The organism is Streptomyces sp. NPDC051136, assembly GCF_044455745.1.
Classification (GTDB): domain Bacteria; phylum Actinomycetota; class Actinomycetes; order Streptomycetales; family Streptomycetaceae; genus Streptomyces.
Map to the genome: position 1 here is coordinate 485,379 of NZ_JBITFE010000004.1, position 13,181 is coordinate 498,559.

General features: G+C 69.0%; 10 protein-coding genes and 1 pseudogene. 7 read left to right on the forward strand and 4 right to left on the reverse strand.

All coding sequences use genetic code 11. The features are described 5' to 3' along the window. The first annotated feature begins 301 nt into the window (after positions 1–301). The 3 genes and pseudogenes from ACIBCJ_RS14670 (at position 302) to ACIBCJ_RS14680 (ending at position 3,848) form a co-directional block, all read left to right on the forward strand. A complete protein-coding gene (locus ACIBCJ_RS14670) occupies positions 302–607 on the forward strand; it encodes a DUF1330 domain-containing protein (RefSeq protein ID WP_362093423.1) in 306 nt (101 codons plus the stop codon). A gap of 338 nt (positions 608–945) precedes the next feature. After that, positions 946–2,003: pseudogene (locus ACIBCJ_RS14675) on the forward strand (B12-binding domain-containing radical SAM protein). A 138-nt stretch (positions 2,004–2,141) separates the two neighbouring features. After that, on the forward strand, positions 2,142–3,848 hold the full coding sequence (locus tag ACIBCJ_RS14680; RefSeq protein ID WP_362094105.1) for a chloride channel protein: 1,707 nt from the start codon (positions 2,142–2,144) through the stop codon (positions 3,846–3,848). Positions 3,849–3,911: 63 nt separating this feature from the next. On the opposite strand, the gene ACIBCJ_RS14685 is transcribed toward ACIBCJ_RS14680, so the two are convergent. Beyond that, positions 3,912–4,649: a DUF3152 domain-containing protein gene (locus ACIBCJ_RS14685; protein WP_362093420.1), complete on the reverse strand. Its 738-nt coding sequence runs from the start codon at positions 4,647–4,649 to the stop codon at positions 3,912–3,914. Positions 4,650–5,171: 522 nt separating this feature from the next. On the opposite strand from ACIBCJ_RS14685, the gene ACIBCJ_RS14690 reads away from it, so the two are divergent. After that, a complete protein-coding gene (locus ACIBCJ_RS14690) occupies positions 5,172–5,729 on the forward strand; it encodes a TerD family protein (protein WP_362094102.1) in 558 nt (185 codons plus the stop codon). Positions 5,730–6,757: 1,028 nt separating this feature from the next. On the opposite strand, the gene ACIBCJ_RS14695 is transcribed toward ACIBCJ_RS14690, so the two are convergent. From ACIBCJ_RS14695 to ACIBCJ_RS14705, 3 genes are all read right to left on the reverse strand, one after another. Further along, entirely contained in the window at positions 6,758–7,462 is a 705-nt protein-coding gene (locus ACIBCJ_RS14695; protein WP_362093417.1) for a DUF4396 domain-containing protein, read from the reverse strand. Positions 7,463–7,623: 161 nt separating this feature from the next. Beyond that, positions 7,624–8,364, reverse strand: a complete 741-nt coding sequence (locus ACIBCJ_RS14700; RefSeq protein WP_362093414.1) for a hypothetical protein — start codon at positions 8,362–8,364, stop codon at positions 7,624–7,626. Between the two features lie 82 nt (positions 8,365–8,446). Further along, a complete protein-coding gene (locus ACIBCJ_RS14705) occupies positions 8,447–8,953 on the reverse strand; it encodes a MarR family transcriptional regulator (protein ID WP_362093412.1) in 507 nt (168 codons plus the stop codon). A 125-nt stretch (positions 8,954–9,078) separates the two neighbouring features. On the opposite strand from ACIBCJ_RS14705, the gene ACIBCJ_RS14710 reads away from it, so the two are divergent. From ACIBCJ_RS14710 to ACIBCJ_RS14720, 3 genes are all read left to right on the forward strand, one after another. After that, positions 9,079–9,624: a nitroreductase family deazaflavin-dependent oxidoreductase gene (locus ACIBCJ_RS14710; protein ID WP_362093409.1), complete on the forward strand. Its 546-nt coding sequence runs from the start codon at positions 9,079–9,081 to the stop codon at positions 9,622–9,624. Between the two features lie 534 nt (positions 9,625–10,158). Further along, the gene (locus ACIBCJ_RS14715; RefSeq protein WP_362093406.1) at positions 10,159–11,202 is read left to right on the forward strand and encodes a helix-turn-helix domain-containing protein; all 1,044 of its coding nucleotides are present in this window, start codon (positions 10,159–10,161) and stop codon (positions 11,200–11,202) included. 403 nt (positions 11,203–11,605) lie between these two features. After that, entirely contained in the window at positions 11,606–13,144 is a 1,539-nt protein-coding gene (locus ACIBCJ_RS14720; RefSeq protein WP_362093403.1) for an alanine/glycine:cation symporter family protein, read from the forward strand. Positions 13,145–13,181 lie beyond the last annotated feature (37 nt).

A 13,181-nucleotide genomic window follows, 5' to 3' on the forward strand; every position in this document is an offset into this window, starting at 1 on the left:
ACGAGGGGGCCTTACCCCGGCGCCGCACGGCCTTCGGGCGGCGCCGCCGCGGACCGACGGATGCCTGCCACCTTCCGGCCACACCTCAGACGGTCCCGCATCCCGAAGTCGGACCCACGTCGAGTCATACCGACCAGATGGTATGCAACGCTCCGTTCGTGGCCTACTCTCGCTGTCAGCCACCCCCGAGACTTCGCCACGTCCCGCGCCCGACAATGACTAGGAGACGGCCATGGCTGTCGATCCCGACATGGCAGTTCTACAGAAGTTGGCTCGCCAGAGCCCTGGGGAGCCTTTCGTCATGCTCAACCTGCTGCGGTTCGCGGACGACGGGCGAGCGTCGTACGAGGAGTACTCACGTCGGGCGGCGGCCTTTCTACGACAGTACGGAGGCGAACTGCTCTACGCCGGGGACGGGAACACGGCTCTGGTCGCCGAAGAAGGACAGGCATGGGACGCCGTACTTCTCGTGCGCTATCCGAGCCGGGAGGCATTCAGTCGCATGGTGGCCGATCCGGGGTACCGGGAGATCTCCCGCCTCCGGTCCCGCGCACTCACCGAGGCCGTACTCCAGCCGACCACCCCGTGGAAGCGGCGAGCGGGGTGACGGAGGCCGCACCCACTCCCGGTGTCGCGGGCGTGGGTGACGACCCGGGCAAGGATGTGACGGCAGGCATGTCCTGGGCGTCGCCGGTGGGTCGGGGGCCGGCAGCGCCGGTCGTCCGGTCGGCGGCGGTTGCCTGTCGGCGATCGCCAACGACCGCCTCATAATGAGCGAGCCCTGACGTCCGGCGGCACTCCGAAGCGTTGTCTCCTGCGGCCATGCGGCGCAAGGTGCGGTGGGTGGAGCCCGGTCGGCGGGAGGCACCTGCGGACACCTTCCGCTCCTCCTATTCGCCGCCGGGAGCCGACTCCTCCTCGGGCTGCCCGTGCCGAGGTGAACGCATGCGCCTGCTGCTCGTCCATCCCAGCGCTCTGATGTACTCCGAGATCTTCCTGCGGCTGGAGCCCCTCGGCCTGGAACGGGTGGCCGGCGCCGCCCTGGAGGCGGGCCACGAGGTGCGGGTCGCGGATCTCCAGGTGCTGCCGGTGGCGCGGCTGCGCGACGAGGTGCGGTCGTTCCGGCCCGAGGCCGTCGGCTTCTCCCTGAACTACCTGGCGAACATCCCGGAGGCGATCGCTCTGGCCGGGAGGGTGAAGCGGGAGGTTCCCGGCTGCTTCGTCTTCTTCGGCGGGCACAGCGTCTCCTTCCTCGCCGAAGAGGTACTGGAGCAGTCGGCGGGCGCCGTGGACGCGGTGGTCCGCGGCGAAGGCGAACCGGCGATCGCCCCGCTGCTCGAGGCGGTCCGCATCGGCGGCGTGGACGGCGTCCCCGGCATCATCACCGTCGCCGGGCGGGGGCCCGCACCCCCGCAAGCGGATCAGCCCGGACGAGAACATCCGCGCCCTGGAGGCGGCCCGCCGCATGGGCATCCAGGTCGCCACCAACCTGATCGTCGATCCCGCCTGGGACGAGGAACGCTTCCGGGTGGTCCGGGAGTTCGCTCTCTCGGTGCCGGAGGTCGTCCACTTCACCGTGATGACCCCCTACCCCGGCACGGAGATCTGGCACACCGACGTCCCGCCGGCTCACCACCCGCGACTACCGCCTCTTCGACATCCAGCACGCCGTGGTCTCCACCACGCTGCCGCTGGAGCGGTTCTGCGAGGAACTGGTGCGCACCCAGGCCGTGATCAACCGCAAGCACCTCGGCCTGCGCACCGCCTTCGGCGCGGCCCGCGTCCTCGGCCGGTTCCTGCTGCACGGGCAGACCAACTTCGCCCGCATGCTGTGGAAGTTCAACCAGGTCTACAGCCCGCGCCGGCAACTGGCCGACCACACCCGCCCGGTCCGCCACGAGCTGCCCCTGCCCAAGCGGCTCGACGTCGGTGACCGCCGCCAGCTGTACGTGCACACACGCGGCGGCCCCAGAAGCACATCCGCGAGCCCCGCCGTCGACTGACGGAAAGAAGCCGGACCCGCGAGTCCCGCCCCCTTGACGCTCTTTGCATAATGCAAAAGTAAGGAAGGGGAAGCAGTGAGCGTCATACACAGTGAGCGACGGTCCAGACGCCCGGTCTCGGACGTCCCGGGCTCGATGATGGGACTGGCCATGCTGGTCGGGGCAGGGACGGGGCTGGGCTCGATCGCCTTCCGGTGGTGCATCCAGACCTTCACCCGGCTCTTCTCGGGGCACGACGACTACGCGGCGGCACCAGGGAGCAGCAACCCGCACGTCTCCTGGCTGGGCCCCTTCTTCGTGCTCGCGGTGCCGGTCGTCGGCGGGTTGCTGTACGGGCCGCTGGTCAACCGGTTCGCCAAGGAGGCACGCGGTCACGGTGTCCCGGAGGTCATGCTCGCGGTGGCGCAGCGCGGAGGGCGGATCAGCCCCAAGGTCGCCGTGGTCAAGACCATCGCCTCGGCACTGACCATCGGCTCGGGCGGATCGGTGGGCCGCGAGGGGCCGATCGTGCAGATCGGCTCCGCGCTCGGGTCGACTCTGGGCCGCCTGACCAGAGTGACCGAGGACAGGGTGAAGCTCCTGGTCGCCTGCGGCGCGGCCGGCGGTATCGCGGCCACCTTCAACGCCCCGCTGGCAGGCGTCATCTTCGCGATGGAACTGATACTGGCCGCCTTCAGCATCGAGGCATTCGGTGCCACCGTCCTGGCCAGCGTCGTGGCCGCCATCATCGGCCGGGCCGCCTTCGGGGACGTGGCCTTCCTCACCCTGCCGGCCTTCCATGTCCAGCACCTGATCCAGTACGCCTTCTTCGCCGTCCTGGGCATTCTCGCGGGCGGCGTCGGGGTCGCCTTCACGCGCGTCCTGTACGCGATCGAGGACGCCTGCGACTGGGTCTGGCGCGGGCCGGAGTGGCTGCGGCCCGCGGCGGGCGGTCTGGCCCTGGGCATCGTCCTGCTCGCCCTGCCGGAGATGTACGGCGTGGGCTATCCGGTACTGGAAGGCGCCACCGAGGGCAGGTACGCGATCGGTTTCCTCCTGGTCCTGCTCCTGGGCAAGATGATCGCCACCAGTTTGACCATCGGCATCGGCGGGTCGGGCGGTGTGTTCGCGCCCACCCTGTTCATCGGGGCGACGCTGGGCGCGGCCTTCGGTGCCGGCCTGCACGCCATGCTGCCCGGGGCCGCGGGCCCGGTCGGCGCGTACGCGCTCGTCGGTATGGGGGCCGTCTTCGCGGGCGCCGCCCGCGCCCCGATCACGGCGGTGGTGATCCTCTTCGAGCTGACCGGCGAATACTCGATCATTCTGCCGTTGATGCTGGCGATCGTCCTGGCCACCGTCACCAGCCGGATGCTGACCAGGGACACCGTCTACACCCTCAAACTGCGCCGTCGCGGCATCGACTTGGAGGGCCCGGCAGCGGGCGCGGCCATCGGCGGCGAGCCGGTCGCCAGTGTCATGGAACCGCTGCCGGCCCCGGTGGCCGAGTCCGTGAATCTGGCGGAAGCCGCTCGTCTCCTGAGCCGTTCCGAACACGGAGCGCTGCCGGTCCGCGGTCCCGACGGCGCGTACCTGGGCATCGTCACCGCGCGCGCAGTGACCGAAGCCCTGGCGGAACAACCCGACGGCGCACCGTCGGTGGCGGGCGACCTCGTGGAGACACCACCACGCGTGACCACCGACCAGCAACTCGCGCACGCCCTGCATCCGCTCTTGTCGGCCTCCGGCACGGGACTCCCGGTCCTGGACGCCGGAAAGAACCAACCAGTCGGCTGGCTGAGCCACCAAGGCGCCCTGAGATCACTGCACCCGACACGAGACTCCCAGACGGCCGCGTCTCCTCGGTGACAGATTGGAGGACTCAGACCTCGCCGACCCGCACCTGCCCTTTCGGGGTTCCCTCGCAACCGGTCATGAGACGTGCGGGCCGCCGAGGTAGCGCCCGTCGGTGTCGAACGGCCAGGCGTTCGCGACGCATCCCTTCAGCCCCTTGATCTGCTGCATCATCACCGGTGCGGGCCGACCCGCCCCGGGGCAGGTCTCGTGACCGTGCCCGATGCGGTGCCCGACCTCGTGGTTGATGATGAGCGCCCGGTACTCCTCGATCGGTCCGTCGAACTCCGGCGAACCGAGCAGCCAACGCCGCAGATTCACCACCACCGTGCGGCCGACACTGCAATTGACCTCACCGTACGTGTCCAGGCCGGCCGACCCGCACAGACAGTCCACCGTGTGCGGCGTGGCGATCTTGACGACGAAGTCACGCGGCCCCGAGGCCACAAGCCGGAAAGAGTTCACGCCGTCGCTGCCCCAGCCCCGCGGATCCCCCAGAATCTCGGCGATCTCCCGCGCCGCTTGGTCCGCGACGACGCCGCTGCCGTCCTCGACCTGTACCTGGTACCGCCGCAGCCGCGCTCCCGTGCCGACCCCGCGTCCTTCGGCGGCCGCAGTGACGAACGTGCCGGGACCGGCGACGGGCACGGCGGCCGCACCCCGCGCGCCGTCCCCTGCGTATGACGCCGCGGCGGGGGACTGCAGGCAACGGGCGACGGCTCGCACAGTCCTGCTGTGCCGCCAGTGACCGTACGCGCTCCCACAGCTCAGCAGCACACCCCCGGCCACCAGGCAGGCGAGCGACGTTCGCGCCATCCGACTCCGGACGGCGCGTCCCTGACCGGCCCCCCACTGCCTCACAGACCACACCCCTCATGATGGTTCAGACCAGGACGTCGAGCCTAGTCGACCCACGAGTCATGCCCAACGGCCCGTCGGCTGCGTCATCCGGGCCCCGGGGGCTCCGCCTACGGCCCCGCCTGCGGTGCCGCTGACCGCTCAGGGCGGACAACTCCCCTGCCGGATGCCGGAGGTAGGTTCATGCTTGCCCAGTACACACAGCAGCTTCCCAGCGGAGCCGGCGCCCGCCGACGCCGCGTCCTCACATCGGAGCCGATATGTCTGGCGAGACTCCTGGAAGGTCAGCAACGTGGGCAAAGGCGCTGGCCGCGTTCGTGCTCCTCGCACTCATGCCGCTGGTGATCTGGTTCCTGGCCAGTTTCCGGGGATCGGGCGCGTTTCCTTGGTGACCGGGGCAGCCCCGGCCCATGACCACTGCCCGTGCGGTCCACCGAGGGCCCGGCGGCGCATACTTGACTGTGCGGGAATCCCCCGCGGCTGGAACGAGAGGGCAACAAGCCGGTGAGCAGCGACGCCAAGGGGCTGAAGAAGGTCGACGTGCGGCTCAAGTGGGACCCGAGCCCCTGGGACGTTCCGCCTCACCACCTCGACATCATCGCCACGACCTACACCGCGGACGCACCGCACGGACGACCGGTCTACGTCGTCCAGTTCGACAAGCGATCGCCGGACGGGACCATCAACATGAGCCGGCACAGCCGGACCGGTCAGGGCTTCGGCTTCGTCGAGGAGATGACGTTCGAACTCGACCGCCTTGCACCCTCCTACGCACGCGTGGTGGTGGGAGTGGCGATCCATCAGGACGACGGACACAAGACCTTCGGCGATGTCTCGAACACCGGGGTGGTCGTCGCGGAGGGATACAAGGAGCTTCTGACGGACGACTTCGAGCGGGTCGCCGAGGCCACTGCCGCGACGGTGGTGGAGTTCACCCGGAACACTTCCGGAGCCTGGGAGTTCCAGGAAGCGATCCGAGGGTACGACAGTGACCCCGACCTCTTCACCACGGAGATGGGCAGCGGGCCACGGCTCTGACCGCTCGACGACGCGCACTCGCGCATGACGTCTGTCGATGATGCGCTTGAGCACGACCTGTGTCGTGGCAAAGGAGGGGGAAGTTCGTGGGTAGCGGAGTCGCGACGGTGGCGTTCGCCGTTTGCCTGGTCTACGTGCTCGTCATGGTGCCTTTCTGCGTGCTGGTGGGATCGCGAACGTCCCGGGCCATGGGGTGGATGATGTCGGTTCCGCTACTCGTCTTCCCTCTGGCCCTGTTGCTCGCTTTCTTGATCCACTGAATCGCCGACAAGCGCGCAGCCGGTCCGCTCGCCTCCCCCGCCCAACGGCGTCCGCGGCCTGCCGTTGCTCTTCGGGTGTCGGCCGCGGCGTGTGGAGCAGGAGCACTGGACCGACCGGCAAGGCGTGAGAGACCCGGTGTGACCCGGGCGAGCGATCGGACGCGCACTTGCGTGACCAACCGATCCGAACTCAGGCTCTGGTGCATTCTGACAGCCCCCAAACCGTCGAGTCCCCTCCCCGCCACTCGACGAGGGCACTGTGGTCCAGATCCTCTCCGTCCAACTCAACACCATGCCGACGCATCAGCAGGATGACGTCCTGGACACCGTGTGCCACACCGACTGCCTTGCCCTGCACGGACATGGCACGGCCGCCCTCCGGAATGACGGGCGTGTGGACGACGACAGGAGCAGCCCTACCCTGTCCCGCCCCAGGCGGCTCCGGACATGCCCAGAGGCCACTGTTGGCGAGCGACTCACTGCTGGCGCGCTGTGCCCGACCACGGGGCACGAGCCGACTTCTGGGCTGTCTGCCTCCGAGCATCCTGTGCTCTCCCCCTGTCAACGCTACCGCCCCCGGTACCCGACAACCTGATGCTCCCGAACTCCCTCACCACGGGGCCATGGGCGAAGCACAGCAGAATCAAGTGTTGGTTGTTGCCGGTGTCCGGCAACAACGTACGCGAGCCATGACCGCTGACCGTCCGCGAGGGAGCCTGTGCAGCGACGCCGACTACTGAGATGCCGTCCACGCGTCCCCCGAGGACGTCACATCTTCTCCTTCCAGCCGATCCGCACCAGCCAGGCATTGACCGGCCACGCCGTGAAGAAGCCGAGAACCATGGACACCTGCATCAGCATCCAGTAAGCGGCACTCGTCTTCGGCAGGCCGGGCGAGAAGATGACCTCCTGGTACAACCACATGCCGAGGAAGAGGCCGACCTGAAACGCGATGATGGACAGGGTGTCGGCCTTCACAGCTGCCCAGACACCCTTGAGCCGTCCGATGTTGCGCATGGGGACGATGGTGAAGTACTGGAAGAGGATGCCCAGAATCCAGGCGAAGGCGAAGTCCAGGGCGAAGTCGGCGTAGAGGGCCTTGCCTGCGAGCGTGAGTGAGGCCGCGTACACCAGCCACTCGGCGCCGATGTCTCCCAGGGTGCACCCGGCCCCGCAGTGGCTGATGGCCTTCGACTGCACGTCCCACTGCGGAAGCTTGTCGGAGTCGGGCATGCCCTGCTCCTCGACCACCGGCTCCGAGGTGCGCCGACCGCGCGTGAAGTAGAACCACAGGGCGACCGGCCCCCAGTACAGAGCGGTGACCGGATACACCACGTTCATGATCCACATCTTCTGGCGGCGGCCGCCGAGCAGGATGTCGGCCAGGATGACGAGCGCGCTGGCGAAGGCCACGGCCAGACTGAACCAGCCCATGGCCTCGATCCAACCGGCCGGCTGCACCTGCCGCTCCATACGTTCACCTGCCCGCTCGTCGAAGTCGTCGATGATCAGGCGGCCGGGTACCCCGGCGGGGGCCGGCCAGTACAGAGACGCTGGACCAGTGGTCGTGGCCCGGATGTCGCGTGTGAGAGGGGACCCTCTGAGTGACCCCTTGGGAGAAAGTCGCCACCCGGTCACGGACGATCTGCGCGCTTCGCACCCTGGTCACCAGGACGCTCGGAGCCGGATGCGACCGAGTGACCAAGCAGGCGAAAGGACCGCACCACTGCGACGACACAGGCGATGACCAGACTGACGACCCAGCCGACCAGACTCCTCAGCGCTTCCACGATGCCCGTCGCGCCCTCTGCCCCGCGCGGAGGGACCAGCCCCTTCGGGTCGTAGACGAGCGCCAGCGCGTCCCCTGGGCGAGTGGCCTGCGTGCATCCCCGCCAGATTCGGGCTGTGGAGGGCGTTCCGCCCCGGCTCTCCACCGAGCAGAAATAACGGCTCCGGGCCCCGGACACCTTCTCACTCGCCTGGACGGACGTCACGACCACGGACCGTTCCTCCCCCCGCGCCGTGAGGGCCACACCGGCGGCGGTCTGAGGCGCGTGCAGTGCGAGGCCCACGGCCAGTACGGCGACGATCCCCACCATGGCCCGGCCGACGCGGACCAGGAGTAGGTAGAGGACAAGGCCCAGCGCGCACACCAAGCCCACCTCGCCGGCGGCGAAAACGGACTCGCCGGTCCAGGCACCGAAGACCCCGGCACCCACGATCAGCCCCGATCCAAGGGCTCCGGCGAAGAGCCCCTCACTGATCAACCACCGAGGCGGCAGGCCCGTGAAGTCCGCCGGCCCCCAGACCGTCGCGCGCACATGAGCCGCCGCGGCAGAGCCGTGCGCGGACGGGACCCGGCGCCGTCTGCTCATACGTGGGCTCCCTCGCACCCGCGACGGGCACGGGACCCGCTCGCTCGATTCATTGCATTATGCAAAATCGACGACGGTGTCGTCATTCCCATCCGAGAGGAGACGGCTCCATGTCGGCGACCGGGGCGGGGGGCTCCGCGCCCGCCTCGTTGAAGGCGGCCAGGGCGTCGATCAGCACCCTTCGCTGCTCCGGCCTCAGCCGTTCGACGATGACGGCGATCTCCGTACGCCGCCGGGCGGTGACCTCCTCGACCGTGCGACGTCCTTCCGTCGTGAGCCGCAGCAGGGTCTCGCGCCGGTTGTCGGGATTGACCTGGCGGTCCGCCAGCCCGGCGGCGATGAGCCGGTCGACCATGCGCATCGCCGTCGAGGGGGCGACGTGGAGGAAGTCGGCGAGAGCGACGAGCTTGGTGGCGCCCCGGGTGGAGAGGACGACCAGCATCCGGAACTGCGGCAGCGTGACCCGGTCCTCGACGGCGGACAGAGAACGGGCGGAGACCGCCACCAGTAGCCGGGAGGCAGTCAGCACCTCCCGCGTGACGGCATCGACGTCCTCCATGGTCCCTTCGCGGGACTCGCGCTCCACCATGGGTCTTTTCTACCGGGAACTGTCATTTAGACTGTGCAAAATTTTGCCTGCCGAAGTGATAGACCTCGGGTCTTCCGCCCCGTTGAGGCGGGGAGTGGACACCGCCCACCCTCTGGAAGGCGAGCATGACACCTGACGAAACGGACCCCGCCAGACCCCGCGTTCCCACCGGCCTGCGCAGGCTGGCCGCTCGCGCACCCATCCTCCTTTTCCGGGCCGGCCTCGGACCGCTGCTCGGCAAACGGTTGCTGCTGTTGCACCACGTGGGCCGGATCAGTGGCAACGACCGCCGGGTGGTTCTCGAAGTCGTGGCGTACGAAGCCCCACATCGCTGCTGGACAGTCGCCTCCGGCTTCGGGCGGGGCTCCGACTGGTACCGCAACCTGCGTGTCCAGCCGAAGACGGTCGTGCAGTTCGGCAACCGACACCACGCCGTCACCGCCCACTTCCTCACCCCCGACGAAGGCGCAGACATCATGGCGCACTACGGCCGGCGCCACCCCCGCACCGCCCGCCGCCTGTGCGCCTACCTGGGGCTGACCGCCGACGGCACCGAGTCGGCCCTGCGCGAGGCCGGGCGCACGATCCCCTTCGTCCGCCTCGAGACAGACACCTGCCCACCGGACGCGCCGCGTCATGCCGGCCACGACACACCGACTTCCGGAAAGTGAGCGACATGCCGAATCCCACCCCTGACTCGGTGTGGAGACGATTTCTCACGGACACCGAAAAAGCCATCGCCCGATCCGCACCGCGAGAGCCATCCGCCCGGGAACGGACAGGGCATCCGGAGAGGAATCTCCATGTGGGCGACGCCTGGTACGGCGACGACGCACCGGCCGAGCCCTCATGGCGTCACCTCGATACACGTGGGCGAATACGCCGCCTCGGGCGCATCCTGGCAGGCGCGGCCGCACTCGCCGTTCTGCTGGGACTTTTCTCCTGCCTTCCCGGAGAGCCTCCGGGCCTGCCCCCAGGACCCGAGAGCACCTCGCCGCCCCGGACGTCCAGTGCCGTTGTCGAGTCACCGAGCCCCGCTCCCCCGTCTTTGCCATCGGCGGACGCGGCGTAGAGCGACCACAGGACTCGCACGCGGCGCCGGTTCAGCCCACCCTGTTCGCTAAGCTCCGGCGGGACATGGCGCGGACGGACAGTACACCGCCAGCACACGACTGCCTCAGGGGTGGTGCGGAGGAGGCAGGGAGATGACCGACGAGTACCTGGTCGGCTACGAGCAGATACTGACGGAGGCCGCCTCCACCGGGCGTCGGCTGACCCGGGACGAACTCGACTCCCGGCGCGCGCTCGGCGAACGGGCAGCAGAGGCCGGGCACGGGCTGCGCCTCCTGGTCAGCGAGCACCTGGCCGCCGCGCTGGCCATCTGGCACCGCTTCTCCGCGCCGAACGACCGGGCCCTCGCCGCCGTCCACCAAGTGATCGACGCGTTCGCCGAGGGCTACGAACGCGCTCAGCGCCTCGCAGTGCGGCAGGAAGAGGCCGCGCGCCGCGAGTTCATCGACGACCTGCTCCACGGCCGCAGCGACCTGGGCCGCCTCGCCGAACGCGCCGAGCGCTTCGGACTGCGCCTCTCCCACACCCACGCAGTCGCCGTCGCACAGGGCCCCACCTCATACGAAGAGGGATCCGGTGTCCCCCGCCAGGTGGAACAGGCGCTGATGACGCGCTTCGGGAACCGCAACGTTCTACTCACCACCAAAGACGGCCGGCTCCTGTGCATCGCACCGGGCAACGAGGACGAGGTGCTGCCCTACTTCGCCAAGCAGGCGCACGCCGCCACCGACGGCGGCCAGGTCGCCATCGGCCGCTCCCACCCCGGCCCCGGCGGCGTCGTCCAGTCCTACGAAGAAGCACTCAACGCCCTGGACCTGGCCGCCCGGCTCGGCCTCGACGACCCGGTGCTGCGCGCCGTCGACCTGCTCGTCTACCCCGTCCTGACCCGCGACCGCCAGGCCATGGCCGACCTGGTCCAGGACACGCTCGGCCCGCTCACCACGGCCCGAGGCGGCGCCGGGCCCCTCCTGGAAACCCTCACCGCGTACTTCGACGCGGGCTGCGTCGCCGCGGAGGCAGCGCGTCGCCTGTCACTGAGCGTGCGAGCCCTTACGTACCGGCTGGAGCGCATTCACCACCTCACGGGTGCCGACCCCACCGATCCCGCCCACCGCTACATGCTGCAGACCGCCACCATCGGCGCCCGCCTCCTGGACTGGCCCGCACGAGAAGGCTGAGCCCGCTGCGTGGCGTCCCTCCATCGTCGTCGGTGACGTGGGTACCGAGGCCCTCGACCGCGTTCGCATAGGTGCATACGACATGCTTCCCGCGTCTGGATAACGGTCGGGTCTCACCTGGCGAGACATCCCCTGGTCACGAGTAGTGACGTGAGTTACGTCACTAAAAATTCGGCAAAGACGTGGTAGAACAACGCAACTTCGCAGGTGGATCGGCCAACCACCGAATCGCGAAGGGCCGACCTGTCGGCCACCTGTTCACCGCTCAAGCCCTGCCCGGTCACGGTCCGACACCGCACCGTGCTCCACGGGTCCGCTCATCGGACAACGACGTTCGTCCAGAGACCGCTCAACCAGGCGAGACACCCCACCCCGCCCGACCAGCGTCACCGAGGTAACCACCGTGTCACTCGACTCCGTCACCCAGTCCGTCGACGAAGCAGTCAGCGGATTCTTCGAGCCCATAGCCAAGTGGCTGGGCGAAGTCGTCTTCTACACCGTCCCCGTCGGCGGGACCGATCTGCCGCTCATCGTCGCCTGGCTCGTCGTCGCCGGCCTCGTCTTCACCGGCTGGTTCGGCCTCGTCCAGCTCCGCAAGTTCAAACTCGCCGTCGACGTGGTGCGGGGCAGGTACGACGAGAAGGGATCGACCGGCGAGGTCAACCACTTCCAGGCCCTGACCGCGGCCGTCTCCGGCACGGTCGGCCTCGGCAACATCGCCGGTGTGGCCGTCGCCGTCTCCATCGGCGGCCCCGGCGCCACCTTCTGGATGATCCTGTGCGGCCTGCTCGGCATGGCCACCAAGTTCGTCGAGGTCACCCTCGGCGTGAAGTACCGCGAAGTGCACCCCGACGGCACCGTCTCCGGCGGCCCCATGCACTACCTCCCCAAGGGCCTGGCCGAGCGCTTCGGCAAGAACGGCAAGACCCTCGGCAAGGTCCTCGCGGTCCTCGCTTCCTTCCTCATCCTGTTCTTCGGCCTCTTCGGCGGCAACCTCTTCCAGGTCAACCAGTCCTACGCGCAGCTCGTCTCGGTCACCGGCGGCGAGGACGGCGCGCTCGGCTCCTCCGCCGGCGCCCTGTTCTTCGGCATCCTGATCGCAGCGCTCGTCGGCATCGTTCTGCTCGGCGGCATCCGCTCGATCGCCAACGTCACCAGCAGGCTCGTGCCCGCCATGGCCGGCATCTACATCGTCGCGTGCCTGGTCGTGATCCTGGTCAACATCACCGCAGTTCCCGACGCCGTCGCCTCCATCGTCGAGGGCGCGTTCAATCCCGAAGGCGTCGCCGGCGGTGTCCTCGGCGCGCTGATCATCGGCTTCAAGCGGGCCGCCTTCTCCAACGAGGCCGGCCTGGGCTCCGCCCCGATCGCCCACTCGGCGGTCAGGACCAAGCACCCCGCCAGCGAGGGCCTCGTCGCCCTGTTGGAGCCGTTCATCGACACCGTCGTCGTCTGCACCATGACCGCCCTGACCATCGTCATCGCCAACCCCGCCAGTTGGGGCGAGGCCCGCGCGGGCGAGGACATCGGCGGCGTCACCATCACCTCCGACGCCTTCGAGACGGTCCTGCCCTGGTTCCCCTACATCCTCACCGTCGCCGTCCTGCTGTTCGCCGTCTCCACGGTGCTGACCTGGGGCTACTACGGCCTCAAATCCTGGACGTACCTCTTCGGCCGCAGCCGGGCCAGCGAAGTGACCTACAAGATCGTCTACACCGTCTTCGCCGTCGCGGGCTCGCTCCTGACCCTGCAGACCCTGATCGACATGGCCGACGCCTTCCTCTTCACCCTCGCCGTCATCAACATCATCGGCCTCTACCTCCTCGCCCCCGTCGTCAAGCGCGAGCTCGGGACCTTCCTCGAATTCGTCCGCGCCCGCAAAGCAGACCAGAACGCCGGCAACGGTGACGACGACCAGGAGCCGGTGAAGACCACCGTCTGACCGCTCACACGGCCCGGCTCCTCAGGAACGGGCCCGT